Origin of the sequence: Bradyrhizobium sp. WBOS08 (genome assembly GCF_024585125.1) — a bacterium.
Classification (GTDB): domain Bacteria; phylum Pseudomonadota; class Alphaproteobacteria; order Rhizobiales; family Xanthobacteraceae; genus Bradyrhizobium; species Bradyrhizobium japonicum_B.
Map to the genome: position 1 here is coordinate 1,639,248 of NZ_CP028988.1, position 20,077 is coordinate 1,659,324.

18 protein-coding genes are annotated in these 20,077 nt (G+C 66.4%); 10 read left to right on the forward strand and 8 right to left on the reverse strand.

All coding sequences use genetic code 11. The annotated features are described in order from the left end of the window. Positions 1 to 32: 32 nt before the first annotated feature. Entirely contained in the window at positions 33 to 809 is a 777-nt protein-coding gene (locus tag DCM80_RS07960; RefSeq protein WP_257196471.1) for an SDR family NAD(P)-dependent oxidoreductase, read from the reverse strand. Positions 810 to 885: 76 nt separating this feature from the next. Here DCM80_RS07960 and DCM80_RS07965 point away from each other — a divergent pair, with 76 nt between their 5' ends. Further along, on the forward strand, positions 886 to 1,347 hold the full coding sequence (locus DCM80_RS07965) for a MarR family winged helix-turn-helix transcriptional regulator (protein ID WP_257196472.1): 462 nt from the start codon (positions 886 to 888) through the stop codon (positions 1,345 to 1,347). Between the two features lie 141 nt (positions 1,348 to 1,488). Here DCM80_RS07965 and DCM80_RS07970 read toward each other — a convergent pair whose 3' ends face one another. After that, positions 1,489 to 2,283: an SDR family oxidoreductase gene (locus tag DCM80_RS07970; RefSeq protein WP_257196473.1), complete on the reverse strand. Its 795-nt coding sequence runs from the start codon at positions 2,281 to 2,283 to the stop codon at positions 1,489 to 1,491. 66 nt (positions 2,284 to 2,349) lie between these two features. Continuing rightward, positions 2,350 to 3,045, reverse strand: a complete 696-nt coding sequence (locus DCM80_RS07975; protein WP_257196474.1) for a hemolysin III family protein — start codon at positions 3,043 to 3,045, stop codon at positions 2,350 to 2,352. Between the two features lie 178 nt (positions 3,046 to 3,223). Between DCM80_RS07975 and DCM80_RS07980 the strand changes: the two genes are divergently transcribed. Then, the gene (locus DCM80_RS07980) at positions 3,224 to 4,693 is read left to right on the forward strand and encodes a YcjX family protein (RefSeq protein ID WP_257196475.1); all 1,470 of its coding nucleotides are present in this window, start codon (positions 3,224 to 3,226) and stop codon (positions 4,691 to 4,693) included. Continuing rightward, positions 4,690 to 5,718: a YcjF family protein gene (locus tag DCM80_RS07985; RefSeq protein ID WP_257196476.1), complete on the forward strand. Its 1,029-nt coding sequence runs from the start codon at positions 4,690 to 4,692 to the stop codon at positions 5,716 to 5,718. The genes DCM80_RS07980 and DCM80_RS07985 overlap by 4 nt, the downstream gene beginning before the upstream one ends. A 187-nt stretch (positions 5,719 to 5,905) precedes the next feature. On the opposite strand, the gene DCM80_RS07990 is transcribed toward DCM80_RS07985, so the two are convergent. Next, positions 5,906 to 7,411, reverse strand: coding sequence for a glycosyltransferase family 39 protein (locus tag DCM80_RS07990; RefSeq protein WP_257197897.1), 1,506 nt, complete (start codon positions 7,409 to 7,411; stop codon positions 5,906 to 5,908). A gap of 387 nt (positions 7,412 to 7,798) precedes the next feature. Here DCM80_RS07990 and DCM80_RS07995 point away from each other — a divergent pair, with 387 nt between their 5' ends. The 4 genes from DCM80_RS07995 (at position 7,799) to DCM80_RS08010 (ending at position 11,700) form a co-directional block, all read left to right on the forward strand. Next, positions 7,799 to 9,532: an adenylate/guanylate cyclase domain-containing protein gene (locus DCM80_RS07995; RefSeq protein WP_373569393.1), complete on the forward strand. Its 1,734-nt coding sequence runs from the start codon at positions 7,799 to 7,801 to the stop codon at positions 9,530 to 9,532. A gap of 239 nt (positions 9,533 to 9,771) precedes the next feature. Further along, positions 9,772 to 10,971 carry a molybdopterin-dependent oxidoreductase gene (locus tag DCM80_RS08000; RefSeq protein ID WP_257196478.1) on the forward strand — a complete coding sequence of 400 codons (1,200 nt, stop codon included), beginning with the start codon at positions 9,772 to 9,774 and terminating at the stop codon, positions 10,969 to 10,971. 12 nt (positions 10,972 to 10,983) lie between these two features. Further along, entirely contained in the window at positions 10,984 to 11,292 is a 309-nt protein-coding gene (locus DCM80_RS08005; RefSeq protein ID WP_257196479.1) for a cytochrome c, read from the forward strand. 207 nt (positions 11,293 to 11,499) lie between these two features. After that, complete coding sequence (locus tag DCM80_RS08010) at positions 11,500 to 11,700, forward strand: cold-shock protein (protein WP_008563500.1); 201 nt, start codon at positions 11,500 to 11,502, stop codon at positions 11,698 to 11,700. A 172-nt stretch (positions 11,701 to 11,872) separates the two neighbouring features. Here the strand turns inward: DCM80_RS08010 and DCM80_RS08015 are convergent, their stop codons facing one another. Then, a complete protein-coding gene (locus DCM80_RS08015; protein ID WP_257197898.1) occupies positions 11,873 to 12,334 on the reverse strand; it encodes an Lrp/AsnC ligand binding domain-containing protein in 462 nt (153 codons plus the stop codon). A 113-nt stretch (positions 12,335 to 12,447) separates the two neighbouring features. Between DCM80_RS08015 and putA the strand changes: the two genes are divergently transcribed. Further along, positions 12,448 to 15,459: a bifunctional proline dehydrogenase/L-glutamate gamma-semialdehyde dehydrogenase PutA gene (putA, locus tag DCM80_RS08020; protein ID WP_257196480.1), complete on the forward strand. Its 3,012-nt coding sequence runs from the start codon at positions 12,448 to 12,450 to the stop codon at positions 15,457 to 15,459. A gap of 117 nt (positions 15,460 to 15,576) precedes the next feature. After that, a complete protein-coding gene (locus DCM80_RS08025) occupies positions 15,577 to 16,782 on the forward strand; it encodes a CaiB/BaiF CoA-transferase family protein (protein WP_257196482.1) in 1,206 nt (401 codons plus the stop codon). A gap of 16 nt (positions 16,783 to 16,798) precedes the next feature. Here the strand turns inward: DCM80_RS08025 and DCM80_RS08030 are convergent, their stop codons facing one another. Continuing rightward, positions 16,799 to 17,395: a TetR/AcrR family transcriptional regulator gene (locus tag DCM80_RS08030; protein ID WP_257196483.1), complete on the reverse strand. Its 597-nt coding sequence runs from the start codon at positions 17,393 to 17,395 to the stop codon at positions 16,799 to 16,801. A 102-nt stretch (positions 17,396 to 17,497) separates the two neighbouring features. Between DCM80_RS08030 and DCM80_RS08035 the strand changes: the two genes are divergently transcribed. Beyond that, complete coding sequence (locus DCM80_RS08035; protein WP_257196484.1) at positions 17,498 to 18,145, forward strand: glutathione S-transferase family protein; 648 nt, start codon at positions 17,498 to 17,500, stop codon at positions 18,143 to 18,145. Between the two features lie 191 nt (positions 18,146 to 18,336). Here the strand turns inward: DCM80_RS08035 and DCM80_RS08040 are convergent, their stop codons facing one another. Further along, positions 18,337 to 18,501 carry a hypothetical protein gene (locus DCM80_RS08040; protein WP_196236002.1) on the reverse strand — a complete coding sequence of 55 codons (165 nt, stop codon included), beginning with the start codon at positions 18,499 to 18,501 and terminating at the stop codon, positions 18,337 to 18,339. 23 nt (positions 18,502 to 18,524) lie between these two features. Next, positions 18,525 to 20,051 (reverse strand): hypothetical protein, encoded by a 1,527-nt coding sequence (locus DCM80_RS08045; RefSeq protein WP_257196485.1) that lies wholly within the window; start codon positions 20,049 to 20,051, stop codon positions 18,525 to 18,527. Positions 20,052 to 20,077: the final 26 nt, after the last annotated feature.

Sequence of the window (20,077 nt, forward strand, 5' to 3'; positions counted from 1 at the left end):
TACGCTGCGCTCCACCCGGGCTACGATCACTACTACGACGCCAGAAATCCCCCGTCCGCGGCCAACACATGCCCGACGACGTAGGATGACGCGTCCGACGCCAGCCACACCACGGCCTCCGCCACCTCCTCCGGACTCCCCATCCGGCGCAACGGCAGGCCGGCACTGACCGTCGCCACATCGCCGACGCCTGCGCGCAGCATCATGTCGGTGACGACACGGCCGGGCGCGATGGCGTTGATGCGGATGCCGCGCGGGGCGTTCTCCAGCGCCACCGATCGCGTCAGCGAGATCGCGGCGGCCTTGGAAGCCGAGTAGAGCGAGAAGCCGGGATTGGGATTGCGCACGCCGCTGACGGAGGCGTTGACCACGATGCTGCCGCGCCCCCGCGCCAGCATGACAGGCAATTGGTGCCGCAAGCACAGGAACAGCGCGCGGACATTGGTGTCGAACACGCTGTCGTAGATCTCGGTGCCCTGCTCCTCCAGCGGCGCGCGGCGCTCCTGGAATCCGGCATTGTTGAAGGCGACGTCGAGCCGGCCGCAGCGTTCGACGGCGGTGCGGATCAGCCGTTCGACGTCGTCCTCGCGCGTGATGTCGGTCTTGAGCGCAATCGCCTCCGTGCCGAGCTCGCGGCACGAGGCGGCGGTCGCCTCGATCTCGGCCTCGCGCCGGCCGGCGACCAGGACCGCTTCGGCGCCCTCGGATGCCATCCGCAGCGCGGTGGCGCGGCCGATGCCGCTGCCGCCGCCGGTGACCAGGCAGACCTTGCCGCTCATTCGCATCGCCGTCGGCAAAGCTCCGCTCATGGTCCACTCCAAAACGCTTGCGCGCGCCGTTGCGCCCATATAGTTGTATGATACAACTATATGCCGGGAGTCAAGGATGACGGAGCTTGCGCTGATCGACGACATCCGTGCCGCCTCGCGCTTGATGGTGCGCGAGCTCGGCTTCATGGATGCGACGGTGGCGGCGTCGGACTATCCGCCCTCGGCGGTGCACACCATCCTGGAGATCGGCATCCGCGGACCCATGACCTCGGGCGAACTCGGCGAATTCCTGCGTCTTGAGAAATCCAGCGTCAGCCGCCTGGTACGCAAGTTGATTGATTGCGGCGAGCTGCGCGAGACACCGGACGAGACGGATGCACGCAGTAAGAGCTTGTCGCTGACGGCGAAGGGCCGGCGCACGCTGGAGGCGCTGCACGCTTTTGGCCGCCAGCAGGTGCGCGGCGCGCTGGCGGCGCTGACGGAAGCCGAGCAGCGCAAGGTGCGCGAGGGCATGATGCTCTACGCGCGGGCGCTTAGGCAGAGCCGGGTGGAGGACGAGGCGGCGCCTGTGGTGTGACCTCAACCTCGGTGTCATCGCCCGCGAAGGCGGGCGATCCAGTACTCCGAGGCGGTTGTGATTGAGTCGATGGGCCGCGGCGTACTGGATGCCCCGCCTCCGCGGGGCATGACAGCATCAATCGGGGCGACAGCCTCCGCCCTACTTCCCGAAATCTTCCCGCATCTTCGCCTGGATCTTGGCCATGCCGCCGATCCAGCGGTCGTAATTCTCGGTCTTCTTGCGCATGTAGCCGAGCACCTGGGGGTGCGGCAGAATCAGGAAGGTTTCCTGCTCGAGGCCGGCGAGCACGTCTTTCGCCACTTGCTCCGGCGTCAGGTCGCCGTCGCCGGATTGCGGACCCTTGGGGATCGAGCGCAGCATGTTGGTGTCGACGCCCTGCGGGCAAAGGATCGAGACCTTGATGTTGTGGGCCTTGTGCGAGATCGCGAGATTCTCGGCAAAGCCGACCGCGGCGTGCTTGGTCGTCGAATAAGCGGGGCTGCCGACCTGCGACAGCAGACCCGCGGCCGAGATGGTGTTGAGGAAATAGCCGCCGCCGCGCGCCCTCATGCGCGGGACGAGGTGCCGCGCCGCATAGACATGCGCCATGACGTGGATCGCCCAGCTGCGCTGCCACGGCTCGTCCGAGGCGCCGCCGGCATTCTCCGACATCGGATCGAAGCCGCCGCCGATGCCGGCATTGGAGCAGAACAAATCGATGGGACCGAACTGGCGCTCGGTCTCCTCGATGACGTGGGCGATGTCCTTCTCCTGCGCGACGTCGCATTTGAAGGCCGCGCCATCCACCATGGCGGCGACCGCCCTGGCATTGGCTGCGTCCATGTCCGCGACCACGACCTTGGCCGCGCCCGCATTGTGAAACGCCTCGCACAGCGCCTTGCCGATGCCGTTAGCGCCGCCCGTGACGACCACGACCTTGCCGGTCACCTGCATGCGACGTCTCCTCTTGTCTCATACCGCTTGACGCCGCGCGCACTTATTCCGCGGCGCGGAGCTTGCTCAGCTCAACACGAGGTCGAGCACCGCGGTATAATGGCATGCCGCGCCGGCCAAGACAAAGCCGTGCCAGATCGCATTCTGGAAGCGCAGCCGCCGCCAGGCGTGGAAGATCACGCCAAAACTGTAGAGCAGTCCGCCGGCCAGGATGAAGCCCAGCGCCAGCGCCGGCAGCGCCCGGACCACGGCGTCGTAGAGCATCACCCCGCTCCAGCCCATCGCAAGATAAATGCCGACCGAGACGCGGTCGAAGCGTCCGGGGCAGCAAAGCTTCAGCACGATGCCTGATATGGCCACGCACCAGACGCCGGCGAGCAGCACCAGCGCGAAGCCGCTGTCCTTCACCTCCAGGATGAACGGCGTGTAGGTCGCTGCGATCAGGAGGTAGATCGCGGAATGGTCGAACCGGCGCAGCAGCCATTTGGCCGGCGACACCGGCCAGAGGTTATAGGTCGCCGACAACACCAGCATCGAGAGCAGGCCGGCGATGTAGATCGAGACGCCGACGACGTCGGTCGCATCGGCATAGATCGCCGTCAGCACCACCAGCACGGTGGCCGCGACGATGCCGGCGAGCACTCCGATCGCGTGGACGATGCCATCGGCGATGAGCTCGGCGCGGTCGTAATGCCAGCCGATTGCGTCGGCCGCGGCGTGGACAGAGCTGGATGCAAGCTGTTTCAGTTGGAAGACGGTCATGGCAATCCGCAAAAAGAGGTCATGCCCTCTGCTATGGGTATCTCGGGATCGGCGTGTCGTTCAAACGGCTGATTCTCCGATAAAGGCGGTGGAAGTATGGAGCTTGATTTTCCTCACGCAATTGCCACTTTTGTGAACGGCCGCACATTCCTCCCGCCCCGGATCCTCTAACGTTCAGATGGCATTCAGTTTCCAGGATATGGTCGAAGAAGCGCGGCTGTCCGCGCAGGCGCTGATCGACTATGGCGAGCACTTCTTCAATCCGACGGTGCGGCTTGGTGTTACCGGCCTGTCGCGGGCCGGTAAAACGGTGTTCATCACTGCCCTGGTCCATGGGCTGACGCGCGGCGGACGGATTCCGGTGTTCGACGCCTATGCCTCGGGCCGGATCGCGCGAGCGCATCTGGCGCCGCAGCCCGACGATGCCGTGCCGCGCTTTGCCTATGAGAGCCATCTGCACGCGCTGGTCGAGGAGCGGCGCTGGCCGAACTCGACCGTCGACATCAGCGAGCTCCGGCTCGTCATCGAGTATCAGCGCCCGAACGGCGCCGACCGCACGCTGACTCTCGACATCGTCGACTATCCCGGCGAATGGCTGCTCGACCTGCCGCTGCTGCAAAAGAGCTTCGAGCAATGGTCGGCGGAGAGCCTCGCCTTGTCGCGCGAGGCGCCGCGCGCGCATCTCGCCGGCGAATGGCACGCCCATCTCGCAACGCTCAAGCCCGAGGGGCGCGAGGACGAGCAGGCGACGCTCGCCGCTGCAAAGCTCTTCACCGACTATTTGCGCGCCTGCCGCGACGAGCGCTTCGCGATGAGCCTGCTGCCGCCCGGCCGCTTCCTGATGCCCGGCAATCTCGCAGGCTCCCCGGCGCTGACCTTCGCTCCGCTCGACGTGCCCGTCGGCGGGGCAGCGCCGGAGGGATCGCTGTGGGCGATGATGGTGCGCCGCTATGAGGCCTACAAGGACGTCGTGGTGCGGCCGTTCTTCCGCGATCATTTCGCCCGGCTCGATCGCCAGATCGTGCTGGCCGACGCGCTCGCCGCGTTCAACTCCGGTCCCGAGGCGCTGCACGATCTCGAAGCCGCGCTCGCCGGCATTCTCGATTGCTTCAACATCGGCCGCAGCACCCTGCTCTCCAGCCTGTTCCGGCCGCGCATCGACCGCATCCTGTTCGCGGCGACCAAGGCGGACCATCTGCATCATTCCAGCCACGACCGGCTCGAGGCCGTGCTGCGCCGCGCCGTCTCGGGCGCGGTTGCGCGCGCGGAAAGCACCGGCGCTTCCATCGACGTGGTGGCGCTGGCCGCCGTGCGCGCCACGCGGGAAGCGCAGGTTGCGCGCGGCCGCGACAAATTGCCGTCGATCCTGGGCACGCCGGCCGCAGGCGAAAGCGCCGGCGGCGAGTTCTTCGACGGCAACACGGAAGTGGCGACCTTTCCGGGCGACCTGCCGCTGGATCCCGAGCCGCTGTTCAACGGCACGGATGCGTTCCGCGGCCTTGCGACCGAAGCTGCCGAGAGAAGCGATTTCCGCTTCCTGCGCTTCCGTCCGCCAACCCTCGAGCGCGACGGCACCGAGCCGCCGACGCTGCCACACATCCGCCTCGACCGCGCCCTGCAGTTCCTGATCGGAGACAAGCTCGCATGAACGACCGATCGAAGCCACGGCGGCCGGCGACGTTCCGGCTCGACGATCCCGGCGTCGTCGTCACCGAAGCCGACGAGACGGCACGGCTCGGCCGCGCCACCATCCAGATCACGCCGGAGCACGATCCGCAGGCGCTGCCGGTGCCGATCGCGGCGGCGCGGCCGGCGCGGCGCGGCTTTCCCTGGGGCACGCTGTTCTGGTCGGGGCTTGCCGGGCTGACGCTGCTCGGCACCGGGCTTGGCGTGGTCCATCTGATCGAGGATCTGTTCGCACGCAGCGAAACGCTCGGCTTCGTCGGCCTCGCTTTCGCCTCCGTCACCGCGCTGGCGCTGGCCGTGGTGACCGGACGCGAGGCGTTCGGCCTCGCGCGTCTTGCGACGATCGAGAAACTGCACGAGCGGGCAGCCGCCGTCCTTGCCAGCGACGACCGCAAGGAGAGCCGCGTCATCGTGCAGGATCTGCTCAAGATCGCGCACCAGAACCCGCAGCTCGCGCGGGCCCGCGCCACGCTGGAGAGCCATGCCGGCGAGATCATCGACGGCGCCGACATGATCCGGCTCGCCGAGCGCGAGTTGATGTCGCCGCTCGATGCGGAGGCGCGGCGGCTGGTGTCGTCGGCCGCGCAGAAGGTGTCGATCGTGACCGCGGTGAGCCCGCGCGCGGCGATCGACGTGCTGTTCGTGTTCGTCGCCGCGCTGCGCCTGATCCGCCAGCTCGCTTTTCTCTATGGCGGGCGCCCCGGCGCGCTCGGCATGATCCGCCTGCTGCGCCACGTCATCGCCCATCTCGCCATCACCGGCGGCATGGCCGCGAGCGACAGCCTGGTGCAGCAAGTGCTCGGCCACGGCATTGCGGCGAAGCTGTCGCAGCGGCTCGGCGAAGGCGTGCTGAACGGCTTGCTGACGGCGCGGCTCGGCCTCGCCGCGATCGACGTCACGCGCCCGCTGCCGTTCGCCGCACTGCCGCCGCCGAAGCTGTCGGATCTGGCGAGCGATCTGCTGCGGAAGAAGGATGGGGAGGAGTAGCCTCTCGCCACGCGCTCGCTGTCCCCTCTCCCCTTGTGGGAGAGGGTGGCTCGCCGCAAAGCGGCGAGACGGGTGAGGGGTATCTCTCCGCGTACGCAGCTTTTTGCCGTGTGGACAGATACCCCTCATCCGGCGCTTCGCGCCACCTTCTCCCACAAGGGGAGAAGGGAAAGAGCAGTCTGCCGCTCTATCCGAGCGAACGCTCTTCAAACTCCCCAGCCAGCACCTTCCACTGAAACAGCGGCGAGTCCTTCGGCGGCGACAGCTCCGGGGTCCAGCCGGAGAGCTTTTCGATCGCATAGGTGTCCATCACGAGGCCGCGCCAGCGCCGCTCGACCTGACCGAGCTGTTCACGTTTCGCCGGAATGCTCTGCCATAGCGGTGAACGGTTGTCCGGCTCGCGGCCTACATAGATGCCGGCGTGGCCCTTGATCCGGTCCATGCCGGGATCGGCGAAATCCTGGAAGCGGCCGCGCTCGTTGATCTCGATGACGGGCACGCGCCCCCTGAACAGCCAGCGCATCATGGCGTAGGTGCGGTAATCCGTCGTGGCGATCCAGGTCGCGCCGGTCTCGTCCAGCGCGGCCTGCGCGCGTGCGGCGACCTGCTCATAGCCGGCCTCGGCGCCGATGGGGTCGATCCTGCCGAGCAGATTCCACGGCGCGGCGACGTAATAGAGGAACACGATGACAACGAAGGCGATGCCGGAGACGATGGCGGTCCTCGCCCAGAACAGCGACGATCTCAGCATGCGCGCCGACCAATCCTCCTTCATCATCGCCACGAGGTTCACGGCGGCAGCGGCGAAGCCGACCGGCCACATGAACATCGGCCAGGTATCGCCGACACGCAACGTGGTCGATTTCGCGAGGAAATACAGGAACGGCACCAGCACCGCGGTCGACAATAGGATCGCGACCGGCTCGCGCGTGCGATAGCCGCGCCACGCCGTCAGCACCAACCCGGTCAGCACCACCGGCAGCATGACGAAGCCGACCAGGCCGAATTGCAGGCCGATGTAATCGCCGAGCGTCCGCAGCGAGATGCCGTAACTGGCGGTGGCGCGCACGCCCTGGAAGCGGAACGAGGCCCAATCGTGCTGCGCGTTCCAGATCAGCACCGGCGAGAACACGAGGGTGGCAACCAGCACGGCGAGATAAGGATAGGGGCTGCGCAACCAGCGCCAGCGCCAATCCGGCACCAGCAGAAAGGCGGCGACCGCCGGCGCGAACATGATCGCGGTGAACTTCGACAGCATCGAGAGGCCGGCGAACAGGCCGGCCGCCAGCCACCAGCGTCCGTCGCCGCTCTGCGACAGCCGCACCAGCGACCACATCATCGCCACCGCAAACGGGATCACGGCGACGTCGGGCGCGACCTTGGCCATCAGCAGGCCGTAATAGAGCGCGGCCTCCGGCATCAGCACCGCGAACACGATCGCGCGCACATCATGCGTGAGGCGGCGGACGATGTCGGCGAGCAACAGTTGCGTCAGCAGCATCGCGACGATGCCGCCGAAGCGGACACCGAGCGGCGTGTCGCCGAAGATCGCAGTGCCGAGCCGGATCAGCCAGGCGATGCCCGGAGGATGGTCGAGGAAGCTGAGCGCGCTTTCCTTCGACCAGGTCCAGTAATAGGCCTCGTCGGTGCGCAGCTCGATCGCGGAGGCATAGACGATGCGCAGCAGCGTCATCGCGGCGATGACGAGCACGGCCACAAGGATGAGACGGCGGTCGGCGCCGTCTGGCTTCACAGGGATATCGGCAGCGATCGTCACGGCCGCGCTTTTCGCCAACCCGGGAGGGGGAGTCAATGCGGGGGCCCCTGGGTGTCGTCCCGGGCAAGCGAAGCGCGACCCGGGATCCATAACCACAGGGAGGAGTGTGGCGAGCTGGCAACTACGAGTCTTCGCCAAACAACTCCCTCGGGCTATGGGTCCCGGATCGGCGCGCGCCTTAAGGGCGCGCTTGTCCGGGACGACGGCGGTGGGTGTGGCGCGCATGTGATCCCACGACCTGTCCACATCGGGAATTAGCCGCTAGGCTGGCCGTTCTGCTTTCCGAGCTGATACAACCGAATCATGGTCACCGCTGCTGCACAGATGTCCGAACTCGTCCGCGCGACCAGCGTGCGACAGGTGCGGCTCGTCTGCGGGGTGATCCTGTTTTGTTATGTGATCAGCCATTTCCTCAACCATGCGCTCGGCAATATCTCGGTCGAGGCCATGGAGGCCGGGGTCACCTACCACATCCTGTTCTGGCAGTTCCTGCCCGTCGCGCTCGTGTTCTATACCGCCGCGCTGACGCATATGGGGCTCGGCATCTACGCGCTGTATCAGCGCCGCCAGTTCCGCTGGCGGACGGCCGAGCCGCTGCAGCTCGCGCTGGGCTTGAGCATCCCCGCTCTGGTCATGGGCCACGTGGTCGGGGTGCGGCTCGGCTACACGCTGTACGATCACGAGAAGCTCTACCCGCAGGAGCTCTATCTTTTCTTCGTCGCCGCGCCGGGCCGGCTCTGGCAGATGACGATCCTGCTCATGATCGCCTGGGTCCATGGCTGCATCGGCATCTATTTCTGGCTGCGCCTCAAGCCGTTCTTCGCGCGCGCCGCGCCCTATCTGCTCGCCGCCGCCGTGCTGATCCCGACGCTGTCGCTGCTCGGCATCTACCAGGGCGGCCGCAGCGTCGTGCTCGAAGCCGAAGACGGCGAATGGCGGGCGAACAATCTGACCCGGCGCCAGGTCGGCACCACGGCCGAGGCCGCGACGCTCGATCGCATCACCGGCGGCTTCACCATCGCCTATTTCGGGCTGGTGGGCCTGGCGCTGGCGGCGCGCGGCGTGCGCGCCTGGCGGGAGCGGCGCGGCGGCGTGATCGCGCTGTCCTACGGCAACGGCAAGACGGTGCGGGTTCCCAAGGGCCTCTCGGTGCTGGAGGCGAGCCTGCGCCACAATCTGCCGCATGCCAGCGTCTGCGGCGGCCGCGCCCGCTGCTCGACCTGCCGCATCCGGATCATCGGCGATCATGCCGCCCTGCCCGAGCCGTCGCAGCGCGAAGCCTTCGTGCTGACCCGCGTCGGCACCAACGATCCCTCGATCCGGCTGGCCTGCCAGTTGCGGCCGACGTCGGACCTCTCCTTCTTCCAGCTCTTCACCCCGCAAGCGACGACGGCGACCGCGCACGCCTCGGCGCCGGCGAGCATCGGCCAGGAGCGCTATCTCGTCAGCCTGTTCGTGGACATGCGCGGCTCGACGCAGCTCGCCGAGAAGCGGCTGCCGTTCGACACCGTCTTCATCGTCAACCGCTTCCTCGGCGCGGTGTCGCAGGCCGTGATCGAGAATGGCGGCCAGCCCAACCAGTTCGTCGGCGACGGCATGCTGGCGCTGTTCGGGCTCACGGCCGATCCGCAACAAGCCTGCCGGCAGGCGCTGAAGGCGGCAAGCGGCATCGCCACCCAACTCGACGAGCTGAACCGGCTCCTGAGCCATGATCTGCGCCAGCCGATCCGCTTCGGCATCGGCGTTCACGGCGGCGAGGTCATCATCGGCGACATCGGCTATCGCGATCACATCGTCTTCACGGCGCTGGGCGATGCCGTCAACGTCGCCGCCCGCCTCCAGGACATGACTAAGACGCTGGCCTGCGAGGCCATCGTCTCGGACGAGATCAGCCGCAGCGCGGGCCTCCCCGACGATGCCTTGCCGCACCAGGAGGTCGCGATCCGCGGCCGCGACGAGCCGCTTGCCGTGCGGGTGGTGGCGGACGCAAGGGAGCTGGCGGCGCTGGTCGATCGCAGCGCGCGCGTCGCGGCGTAAGGCGCAAGCCGCACGAGCGGTGCGCTCCCTCTCCCGCTTGCCTTGCGGGAGAGGTGCACCACCGTCGCGGCTACAGCTCGGCTCATTCTCGCTCCAGCCGCAACACCGCCTGTTGCAACGCAACGGCATGGGCCTGCTGCGAAAGCACGAATTGACTTCGTCTCGTTCGTTGCGACAGATGAGCGCAGGTCCGGCGGTGATGACCGCGGGAAGAAGAAGAGCTCCGGGAGGAGACCAGAATGTTCGATCGACGTGACCTGCTCAAAGGAGCGGGCTTTGCCGCGCTTGCGGCCACACTGAGTTCCACCAGAGCATCGGCCCTCGACACCGTCACACTCCCGTTCGCCAATGGCGAACGGCCGCTGGTGAAATACCCCCAGAAGCGGCCGATGATCGGCCTCACCAGCCGGCCGCCGCAGCTCGAGACGCCGTTTGCGATCTTCAACGACGGCCCGATCACTGCGAACAACGCGTTCTTCGTGCGCTATCACCTCTCCGACCTGCCCTACAATCTCGACCCCGACAAGTTCATGCTGGAGGTCAAGGGCAAGGTCGACAAGCCGCTGAAACTGTCGCTGAAGGACATCAGGAAGATGAAGGCGACGGAGATCGTCGCCGTCGCGCAATGCTCCGGCAACAGCCGCGGCTTCTTCGAGCCGCGCGTCGCCGGCGGCCAGCTCGCCAACGGCGCCATGGGCTGCGCGCGCTGGCGCGGTGTGCCGCTGAGGGCGGTGCTGGAGATGGCCGGCGTGCAGAGCGGCGCCAAGCAGGTCACATTCAATGGCATGGACGGGCCGGTCAGCGACAAGACGCCCGACTTCGTCAAGGCGCTCGACATCGACCACGCCAGCGACGGCGAGGTGATGCTGGCCTATGGCATGAACGGCGAAGACTTGCCGTTCCTCAACGGCTTTCCGCTGCGCCTGATCGTGCCCGGATATTACGGCACCTACTGGGTCAAGCATCTCAACGAGATCACGGTCATCGACGATGTCTATGGCGGCTTCTGGATGAAGTCGGCCTATCGTATTCCCGATACGCCTGATAATTCGATCGAGCCCGGCACTACGCCGAAGGCGACGATCCCAATCAACCGCTTCACCATTCGCTCCTTCATCACCAGCGTGCCCAACGGCGCCAGGCTGAAGGCCGGCGCAACCACCCTGCGCGGCATCGCCTTCGACGGAGGCAGGGGCATCAAGCAAGTCCAGGTCTCCACCGATGGCGGCAAGAGCTGGCTGAACGCCAAGCTCGGCAAGGATCTCGGCAAATACGCCTTCCGCGAATGGAAGCTGCCGGTGAAGCTGGCTGCGGGCAGCGTTGAGCTCAAGGTGCGTGCCACCGGCAATGGCGGCGAGACGCAGCCGGATACGCCGCGCTGGAACCCGGCGGGTTACTTGCGCAACGTTGTCGAAACCACGCGCGTCACCGTGGCCTGAGGGAGAATGATCATGCAGCGCACCGTTCTCCTCGCCGTCTCACTTGGCCTTGCCGCGGCTTTGGGGTCGGCACTCGCAGCGCCGATCAATTACAAGACCCCTGATGAGCTCGCAGCGTTCAAGCCGGGCCCCGATCTCGAACTCGTCAAGGGCAATTGCAGCGCCTGCCACTCGGCCGACTACATCAAGACGCAGCCGCCGATGAAGGACAAGAAGGGCTTCTGGCAGGCCGAGGTGACCAAGATGATCAAGGTCTATGGCGCGCCGATCGATGATGCCGATGTCGGCAAGATCGTCGATTACCTGGCCGCGACGTATTGACTGACGGCGCAGCGCTCCGGGCATTTGACCGCGAAACGGGCAAAACCGGCAAAAGCGCCGCGAAGTTGAGCGGAATTCGGCGAAATGCCGATGTGGTTTGAGCTACCAAGCCCGCCACATTCCGCGTATCCTGTTAGGACCGAACCGGCCGGTTGGCGGGGACTGGCGGCTCGGAGATTTCGGAGGAAGACCCGCGGAGAAGTCGTGATGGCTAAAGGTACGGTCAAGTGGTTCAACCCGACGAAGGGTTATGGATTTATCCAGCCTGCGTCGGGAGGCAAGGATGTGTTCGTGCATATCTCGGCAGTGCAGAAGGCCGGTCTGTCGACCCTGAACGAGGGACAGACGGTGGAATACGAAGAGATCGCAAACCGGGGCAAGACTTCCGCAGAGAACCTCAAAGTATAAGCCCGCCAGCCTTTGCTGCCTCCCGGATCACCTTCCGGGAGCGGGCCAAGAAAATTTCAGAAGACGGCCAGTGCATTCGACGACAGGCGTTGCGATTGCACGAGGATAGCTATTTTTCCTGCGAAGACCGCTTGTTCGACGCCGCAGCAATGACAATCGCGACGACATTTCGTCAGCCCACCGGCAACGGTGCGTCGCGCTTGATCTCTTCCATCACCGCATAGGTCCGCGTCTCGCGCACGCCCGGCATCGACAGCAGGGTCTCGCCGAGAAAGCGTCGATAGGCGGACATGTCCGCAAGCCGCGCCTTCACAAGATAGTCGAAGCCGCCCGCAACCATGTGACACTCCAGCACCTCGGGCGCGAGTTTCACCGCGCGCGCGAACCGCTCGAAATTGTCGGGCGTGGTCTTGTCGAGCAGCACCTCGACGAACACCAGAAGGCCGAGGCCGAGCCGATGCGGGTTGAGCCGCGCGCCGTAGCCCTCGACGAAGCCCTCGCGCTGCAGCCGCTTCAGCCGCTCGCCGATCGAGGTCGGCGACAGCCCGATGCGCTCGGCGAGGTCGACATTGGCGATCCGCCCATCCTCCTGCAAAATCGAGAGGATTCTCCGGTCGATGCGATCCAGTTCCATATTAGCTGAGGTCATATGCCCATCGATCTTCGCTTTCTAAGGCAAATGAGCTAGATTGTCTATCGAACTACGGTCACGCGGGCTTTATCCTGAACCCAGCCACAGGACACGCCATGCCGAACATCCCGCCTCCCTTTGCCGCCCCCTACGCGCCCGACGATGCCGAGCTTGCCGCGCAGCTGTTGCCGGCGTCGCATCTCTCGCCGCCGCAGGAGGCACGGATCGACCGGACCGCGACCCGGCTGATCGAGGCGATCCGCAAGCGCGACGACCGGCTCGCAGGTAATCTTGGCGGGGTCGAGGACATGCTGCGGGAGTTCGCGCTCTCGACCAAGGAGGGCCTCGCGCTGATGGTGCTGGCCGAGGCACTGCTGCGCGTGCCCGATGCGCGCACCGCCGACCAGTTCATTGAGGACAAGCTCGGCGAAGGTGACTTCATCCACCACGAGACCAAGTCCACGGCCTTCCTGGTCAACGCCTCGGCCTGGGCGCTCGGGCTGTCCGCGCGGGTGATCCAGCCCGGCGAAACGCCCGACGGCACCATCGGCCGCCTCGTCAAGCGGCTGGGAGCGCCGGCGGTGCGCACCGCGACGCGGCAGGCGATGCGGCTGATGGGCAATCATTTCGTGCTCGGCGAGACCATCGAGCAGGCGCTGGAGCGGGCGCAGCCGCGCTCCGGCCAGAAGTCGCGCTATTCCTTCGACATGCTCGGCGAAGGCGCGCGCACGGCGGCCGACGCGACGCGCTATTTCGATGCCTACGCCAGCGCGATCGAAACCATCGGCAAGGCCGCAGGCACTCATTCCCTGCCCGACCGGCCCGGCATTTCGGTCAAGCTCTCGGCGCTGCATCCGCGCTTCGAGGCGATCAGCCGCGCGCGGGTGATGGCCGAGCTGGTACCGCTGCTGCTCGATCTGGCGCAGCGCGCCAAGGCCCATGACCTCAATTTCACCGTCGATGCCGAAGAGGCCGACCGGCTGGAACTGTCGCTCGACGTGATCGCGGCAACGCTCGCCGATGCCTCGCTTAAAGGCTGGGACGGATTTGGCCTCGCGATCCAGGCCTATCAGAAGCGTGCCGCCGCCGTGATCGACCATGTCGACGCGCTCGCGCGTGCGCATGACCGCAGGCTGATGGTGCGCCTGGTCAAGGGCGCCTATTGGGACACCGAGATCAAGCGCGCGCAGGAGCGCGGGCTGGACGGCTATCCCGTGTTCACACGCAAGGCAATGACGGACCTGAACTACGTTGCCTGCGCGACGAAGCTGCTGGCCCTGCGGCCGCGCATCTTCCCGCAATTCGCCACCCACAACGCGCTGACGGTCGCGACCGTGCTGGAGCTCGCCGCAGGCGGCGGCGGCTTCGAATTCCAGCGCCTGCACGGCATGGGCGAGGCGCTGTACGAGCAGCTCGCCAAGGACCAGCCCGACATCGCCTACCGCACCTATGCGCCGGTGGGCAGCCATCGCGACCTGCTGGCCTATCTGGTGCGGCGCCTCCTGGAGAACGGCGCCAACTCCTCCTTCGTGGCGCAGGCTGCCGATTATCGCATGCCGGTGACGGCACTGCTGCAACGTCCGGCGGATGCCATTGTCCGGCCGCAGGCGGCGGCTCATTCCAAGATTCCGTTGCCGGCCGACCTGTTCGCGCCGGAGCGGCGCAATTCGCGCGGCGTCGAATTCGGCGCGCGCCTCGCGCTCGATCAATTGCTGGCCGGCGTGAAGGCCGAGGCGGTGGACCTCAAGCCCATCGCCGATGCCACGCCGGATCAGACCGATGCGGCAGTCGCTGCGGCGCGCGGGGGCTTTGCCGCCTGGAGCCGGACGCCGGCGGCCACGCGCGCGGCGGCATTGGAACAGGCGGCGCATCTGCTGGAGAGCCGCAGTGCCCACTTCATCGCGCTGCTGCAAGCCGAGGGCGGCAAAACGCTCGACGATGCACTCTCGGAGCTGCGCGAAGCTGCGGATCTCTGCCGCTATTATGCTGCGCAAGGCCGCAAGCTGTTCGGCGCTGATACCGCGATGCCCGGCCCGACAGGCGAGAGCAATGCGCTCACGATGCGCGGCCGCGGCGTCTTCGTCGCGATCTCGCCGTGGAATTTCCCGCTGGCTATCTTCCTGGGTCAGGTCACGGGCGCGCTGATGGCCGGCAACAGCGTGGTGGCAAAGCCGGCCGAGCAGACGCCGCGCATCGCGCGCGAAGCCGTCGCCCTGCTGCACGAGGCCGGCATCCTCAGAAGCGCGCTGCATCTCGTCACCGGCGACGGCAAGACCGGCGCGATGCTGACCGCGCATCCCGACATCGCGGGCGTCGTCTTCACCGGCTCGACCGAGGTCGCCCGCCTGATCAACCGGACGCTCGCCGCCAAGGACGGGCCGATCGTGCCGCTGATCGCCGAGACCGGCGGCATCAACGCGATGATCGCGGATGCCACTGCGTTGCCCGAGCAGGTCACTGATGACGTCGTCACCTCCGCGTTCCGCTCCGCCGGCCAGCGCTGCTCGGCGCTGCGTCTCCTGTTCGTGCAGGAGGACGTTGCCGATCGCATGATCGAGATGATCGCGGGCGCCGCGCGCGAACTGAAGATCGGCGATCCCTCCGATGTCGCGACCCATGTCGGCCCGGTGATCGACCTCGAGGCCAAGCAACGCCTCGATGCGCATGTCGCACGGATGAAGCGCGAGGCGAAGCTCCACTTTGCAGGCGACGCACCGGAGGGCTGCTTTGTCGCGCCGCACATCTTCGAGCTCAAGGACGCCGCTGAGCTCACCGAGGAGGTCTTCGGCCCGATCCTGCATGTCGTGCGCTATCGTGCGGAACACCTCGGGCGCGTGCTGCAGGCGATCGCGCGCACCGGCTACGGGCTCACCCTCGGCATCCACTCCCGCATCGATGACACCGTCGAAGCCATCATCGATCGCGCTGAGATCGGCAACATCTACGTCAACCGCAACATGATCGGCGCCGTGGTCGGCGTGCAGCCGTTCGGCGGCAACGGCCTCTCCGGAACCGGCCCCAAGGCCGGCGGCCCGCATTACCTCGCGCGCTTCGCCACCGAGCAGACGGTGACCATCAACACCGCTGCTGCTGGCGGCAATGCGGCGCTGCTTGCGGGCGAGGAGTGAGGCCCTGCGCCGGGCGCCGTTGCATCCCGCGGAAACATCGGTCTAATGGCTCCCACCACCGGCCCGCGCCAATTCCAGCGCGCGGGAAACGACCGAAGCCAAGGGAGCGACGCTGCGATGGATAAGGGCATTTTTGCCGGCCTGAAGGTTCTGGACTGCGCGAGCTTCATCGCAGCGCCCGCGGCCGCGACCGTGCTGTCGGATTTCGGCGCCGACGTCATCAAGATCGAGCCGCCCGGCGCCGGGGATCCCTACCGCAACCTGCCGAACCTGCCGGGCTATCCGACCGGCGAGCACAATTTCGCCTGGCTGCTGGAGGCCCGCAACAAGAAGAGTATCGCGCTCGACCTTGCCAAGCCGGAGGCGCAGGACGTGCTGTACAAGCTGGTGGCGGAAGCCGACGTCTTCATCACCAACATGCCGCCGCCGGTGCGCGCCAAGCTCGGCATCACCTATGATCATCTCGCCCATCTCAACGACCGGCTGATCTACGCCTCTTTCACCGGCTATGGCGAGAAGGGCGAGGAGGCCAACAAGCCCGGCTTCGACAGCAACGCCTATTGGGCGCGCTCCGGCCTGATGGACCTGGTCCGCGCCGACACCGACACCACGCCGGCCCGCTCGGTCGCCGGCATGGGCGACCATCCCTGCGCCATGGCGTTCTACGGCGCCATCGTCACCGCGCTGTATCAGCGCGAGAAGACCGGCAAGGGCTCGCACGTCGCCTCCAACCTGATGGCGAACGGGGTGTGGGCCGCGAGCGTGCTGGCGCAGGCAAAACTCTGCGGCGCCAAGTTCGGCGAGCGGCGCCCGCGCGAGCGCGCGCTGAATGCGGTTGCCAACCACTACCAGTGCAAGGACGGCCGCTGGCTGATCTTGTCCCTGCTGAGCGAGGAGAAGCAATTTCCGACGCTCGCCAAGTGCCTGGGGCGCGAGGACCTGATCGCCGATCCGCGCTTCGCCACCAAGGCCGACCGCCACGCCCGCTCGGTCGAGCTGATCAGGATCTTTGACGAGACCTTTGCGACGAAGGACCTCGCCGAATGGCGCAAGATCCTCGACGGCAATGGCCTCGTGTTCGGCGTCGTCGCCGTTCTCGACGACATCCCGAACGACAAGCAGATGCTCGACAACGAGGTGCTGGTGCCGTTCGAGAACGACACCATGCTCACCATCAGCAGCCCGATCTGGATCGACGGCGCCAAGAAGGTGCAGCCGCGCAAGCCGCCCGCCGTCGGCGAGCACAGTGACGAGATTTTGCGCGGGGCGGGATACGACGAGGCGGCGATCAAGCAGCTGCGGGGTTCGGGGGCGGTGGGGTAAGGCCCGCACGCCGCCGTTATTTCCGTCCGATCAAGCCGGCCACCAGCTCCAGCAGTTCCGCCTTCGCCTCACGGCGGAAGCTGGCTCTGGGCGTGGCGAGTTGGCGAAAGAGCAAGCCGATCAGCGCCGAGACGAATACCTCGGCGTGGCGGCGTGGGTTTGGTGACTTCGCAGCTTTCAGCGCAAGCTCCGCACTCTGCCGCCACGTGTCAAACCACTCGGCGACCACGGGCCGATAGCGCTCCTGCCTCGCGGCGGCCAGGAAGGCCTCATAGCAGGCGATATGCGTCTCGGCTTCTTTGCTGAGCTCGCTGACGTAGAAATCGACCAATGCGTCGATCCAGGCCTCCACCTCGAACGCCTTGCCCTGAAGACTAAGTGCCAACGCACGCAGCCTGCCGACTTCGCGCGCCAGGGCAAACTGCAGGGCCGCTTCGATCAGCGCATCACGGGTTCCGAAATGATGCGTGACCGCACCGAGCGAAACCCCGGCCTCGGCCGCAACCGCGCGGTGGGTCACGCCGTCGAGCCCATGTCGCCCGATGATGCGCAGCGTTGCCTGCATCAGGGGGCGCTCGCGCTCGCCCGCCTCTGTTTTTGAATTCCTGCTCATCCGGCCCAGCATCCAGCTCTTGACCGATGACAGAACAAATGTTCTGTTGTACGGATCATATGTAATATCGTTGTCCAGGCCCCCGAAGGCAAGGAGCGTTCAATGCCCCGCTACCGCCTCCACTATTTCCCCGAGTCAGGCAACAGCTACAAGCTGGCGTTGATGCTGACGCTGTGCGGCGAGAGGTTCGAGCCGGTCTGGACCGATTTTGCCGGCGGCGTCACGCGCACGGCGGAATGGCGCCAAGCGGTGAACGAGATGGGCGAGATTCCCGTGCTCGAGATCGACGGCGTGAAGATGACGCAGACCGCGCCGCTCCTGCTCAAGCTCGCCGAGCGATATGGCCGCTTCGGCGCCGAGACCGAGGACGAAAACTTCGAGCTGCTGCGCTGGCTGTTCTGGGACAACCACAAGCTCACCGGCTACATGGCGACCTATCGTTTCATGCGCGCCTTCACCGAGAAGAACGATCCTCAGGTGCTGAAGCATTTTCGCCGCCGGCTCGAGGATTTCCTCGGCATCCTGGACGGCCACCTCCAGCACAACGCCTTCGCGATCGGCGCAAGGCCGACGGTCGCCGACATCTCGATGATGGCCTATCTGCATTATCCCAGCGACGAGCACGGCTTCGACTTTGCGGCGAGCCATCCCGCCATCCACGCCTGGCTCGGCCGCATGGCCGCCCTGCCCGGCTGGAAGCCGGCCTATGAGCTACTGCCGGGCAAGCGGATGACGAATTACGCGAAGTGAGGGGCTCTTTCTTAACCCTCTCCCCGCTTGCGGGGAGAGGGTTGGGGTGAGGGGGAGTCTCCACGGGGACGGTGACGGCGAGACTCGCGGAGAGTCCCCCTCACCCGCCGCGCTTCGCGCGTCGCGCCTCTCCCCGCAAGCGGGGCGAGGCGAATCTCGCGGCTCGTTCCGAGACTCAGTCGACAGAAGTCCTACCGCAGCGACAGCCAGCCGAGCGTGAACAGGATGCCGCCGACGACGACGGCCATCGCGATCGCCCAGACGCTGACGCGGGCGCTGCCGGCGACCTGCTTGGCTTCTTCGTTCTGCGCGATCTGGCGATTGCGCGCCTTGTTGGCGTTGCCCGTATCCGTCATAGATCATCCAAATCGCTTGTTGGCTAACGCGTCTTGATGAAGCACATGCCGATGCGGCGCGAGGCCGCAGCGGCCTGACAGCTGAGACCGTTAGCACAGTTCCATGACGTAAAACTCTTATCTGGCGTTCCCGATCCCGCATCCTCAAGGGAACAATGCGCGCCCCAGCCGTCCTGATACTCGCTTCCGGCGAGTTCGCGGCTGCCGCGGGTCTGCGGCCGGCTGGCGAATCCGCGTGAAAAATCAGGACGTTTACCCGCGGCGAAGGCGGTCAGGATGTCGCGGCGACGCAGCTGATCGCCGACGAAATGCGGCGAAGCCGGCACGATGGCCGCGTTGGACCGCTTGTCAGCGAGCCAGTCGACGCCAGGAAAATGGAAGCCGCCGATGCCGCGGGTCTGGTGGCATCCTGAGCAGGTGACGTCATTGAGACGACGCTGAAAGCCCGCGACCGAGCGGATGTTCTTGATGTCTCCGCGCGCGGCGGCCTGCTTGAGCGCACCGACCACGTCGTCATCGGTGAAGACCGGGTCGGCAGCGCCCTCGCCCTTCTCCTCTCCTTGCACCATGCCGAACTCGGGCTGCAGCGCGGAAGCGTCGAGGCCGGCGGGCGTCGGCACCAATGCAGCCTTGGCCAGGAATCTTTCCGGGATCACCACCGTGCCGCGATCGAATTCGCGCAGATTCCCGGGTGCGAGCAGCCAGTGCTTGAAATCCAGCCGGAGCGCACCGTCGGCGAGGATGCGGTCGCGATCGATCTGGTTCTCAAGCACCGCTTCCGCGAACGTCTTCGTCGCGGCGTCGTACTTGAACACCTTGAGCAGATAGTCGGAGCGGAAATCGTGTAGCGCCGATTTCGGCGCGACAGAGACCTGGATGTTTGTCTCGATGCGGTCGAGCATGGCATCGTCCCGGCCACCGATCAGCTCCTGCCAATTGCCGTTGTCGAGCCAGCGCCGCGCGATCTCGGCGCAGCTGATCGGCTTGCCGTTCCGCTCCATCCGGCGCGCATCCCGCGCCTTCAGCACCAGATTAAACGTCATCGGCAGGCGCGTCGCGGGCTTGCCAGCGTCGAACCGCGCCAGCCGGTAGATCAGCCGGATCTCGCCGCAGGATTCTTCGGCGACATAGGCGCGGTCCATACGATTGACGATGCCGGCCAGCACGAAGCGCGTGTCGGGCGATGTCAGATTGGCCCGATCGAACAGCTGCACGTCGAAAGCTTCGCCGGTGCCGATGGTCTCGGTCGGCCAAGCCGCCTTCTGCCTGGCGATGTAACGCTCGAGCTCCGCGTCGATCGCGGGAGGAATGTCTTTGAGCTGCGGCAGCGCCGCGAACAGCCGGTCGGTCGACAACGGACCGTCCGCCTTGCGTTCCGGCGCCAGCAGGCGCGCGATCGTGAGGGCGTCGCCGTCGTCGAGCTTGCGCAACAGGTCGGGATCGGTGATTGCCGTGCCGCGCGTCAGCTGCGCGGTTTCCGCGGCCGACGACGAGGCGGCGCCGCCAAGAAACACGGCGGCAGCAACGAGAATTCGCAGCGCGCGGCTCATGCCTTAGGTAACACCGCGCCGGGACG

What these genes read in the sequence shown, in the direction of transcription:
- DCM80_RS07960 (WP_257196471.1), bottom strand. Translation starts at nt 809, where the DNA reads ATGAGCGGAGCTTTGCCGACGGCGATGCGAATGAGCGGCAAGGTCTGC.
- DCM80_RS07965 (WP_257196472.1), top strand. Translation starts at nt 886, where the DNA reads ATGACGGAGCTTGCGCTGATCGACGACATCCGTGCCGCCTCGCGCTTG.
- DCM80_RS07970 (WP_257196473.1), bottom strand. Translation starts at nt 2,283, where the DNA reads ATGCAGGTGACCGGCAAGGTCGTGGTCGTCACGGGCGGCGCTAACGGC.
- DCM80_RS07975 (WP_257196474.1), bottom strand. Translation starts at nt 3,045, where the DNA reads ATGACCGTCTTCCAACTGAAACAGCTTGCATCCAGCTCTGTCCACGCC.
- DCM80_RS07980 (WP_257196475.1), top strand. Translation starts at nt 3,224, where the DNA reads ATGGCATTCAGTTTCCAGGATATGGTCGAAGAAGCGCGGCTGTCCGCG.
- DCM80_RS07985 (WP_257196476.1), top strand. Translation starts at nt 4,690, where the DNA reads ATGAACGACCGATCGAAGCCACGGCGGCCGGCGACGTTCCGGCTCGAC.
- DCM80_RS07990 (WP_257197897.1), bottom strand. Translation starts at nt 7,411, where the DNA reads ATGACGCTGCTGCGCATCGTCTATGCCTCCGCGATCGAGCTGCGCACC.
- DCM80_RS07995 (WP_373569393.1), top strand. Translation starts at nt 7,799, where the DNA reads ATGGTCACCGCTGCTGCACAGATGTCCGAACTCGTCCGCGCGACCAGC.
- DCM80_RS08000 (WP_257196478.1), top strand. Translation starts at nt 9,772, where the DNA reads ATGTTCGATCGACGTGACCTGCTCAAAGGAGCGGGCTTTGCCGCGCTT.
- DCM80_RS08005 (WP_257196479.1), top strand. Translation starts at nt 10,984, where the DNA reads ATGCAGCGCACCGTTCTCCTCGCCGTCTCACTTGGCCTTGCCGCGGCT.
- DCM80_RS08010 (WP_008563500.1), top strand. Translation starts at nt 11,500, where the DNA reads ATGGCTAAAGGTACGGTCAAGTGGTTCAACCCGACGAAGGGTTATGGA.
- DCM80_RS08015 (WP_257197898.1), bottom strand. Translation starts at nt 12,334, where the DNA reads ATGGAACTGGATCGCATCGACCGGAGAATCCTCTCGATTTTGCAGGAG.
- putA (WP_257196480.1), top strand. Translation starts at nt 12,448, where the DNA reads ATGCCGAACATCCCGCCTCCCTTTGCCGCCCCCTACGCGCCCGACGAT.
- DCM80_RS08025 (WP_257196482.1), top strand. Translation starts at nt 15,577, where the DNA reads ATGGATAAGGGCATTTTTGCCGGCCTGAAGGTTCTGGACTGCGCGAGC.
- DCM80_RS08030 (WP_257196483.1), bottom strand. Translation starts at nt 17,395, where the DNA reads ATGAGCAGGAATTCAAAAACAGAGGCGGGCGAGCGCGAGCGCCCCCTG.
- DCM80_RS08035 (WP_257196484.1), top strand. Translation starts at nt 17,498, where the DNA reads ATGCCCCGCTACCGCCTCCACTATTTCCCCGAGTCAGGCAACAGCTAC.
- DCM80_RS08040 (WP_196236002.1), bottom strand. Translation starts at nt 18,501, where the DNA reads ATGACGGATACGGGCAACGCCAACAAGGCGCGCAATCGCCAGATCGCG.
- DCM80_RS08045 (WP_257196485.1), bottom strand. Translation starts at nt 20,051, where the DNA reads ATGAGCCGCGCGCTGCGAATTCTCGTTGCTGCCGCCGTGTTTCTTGGC.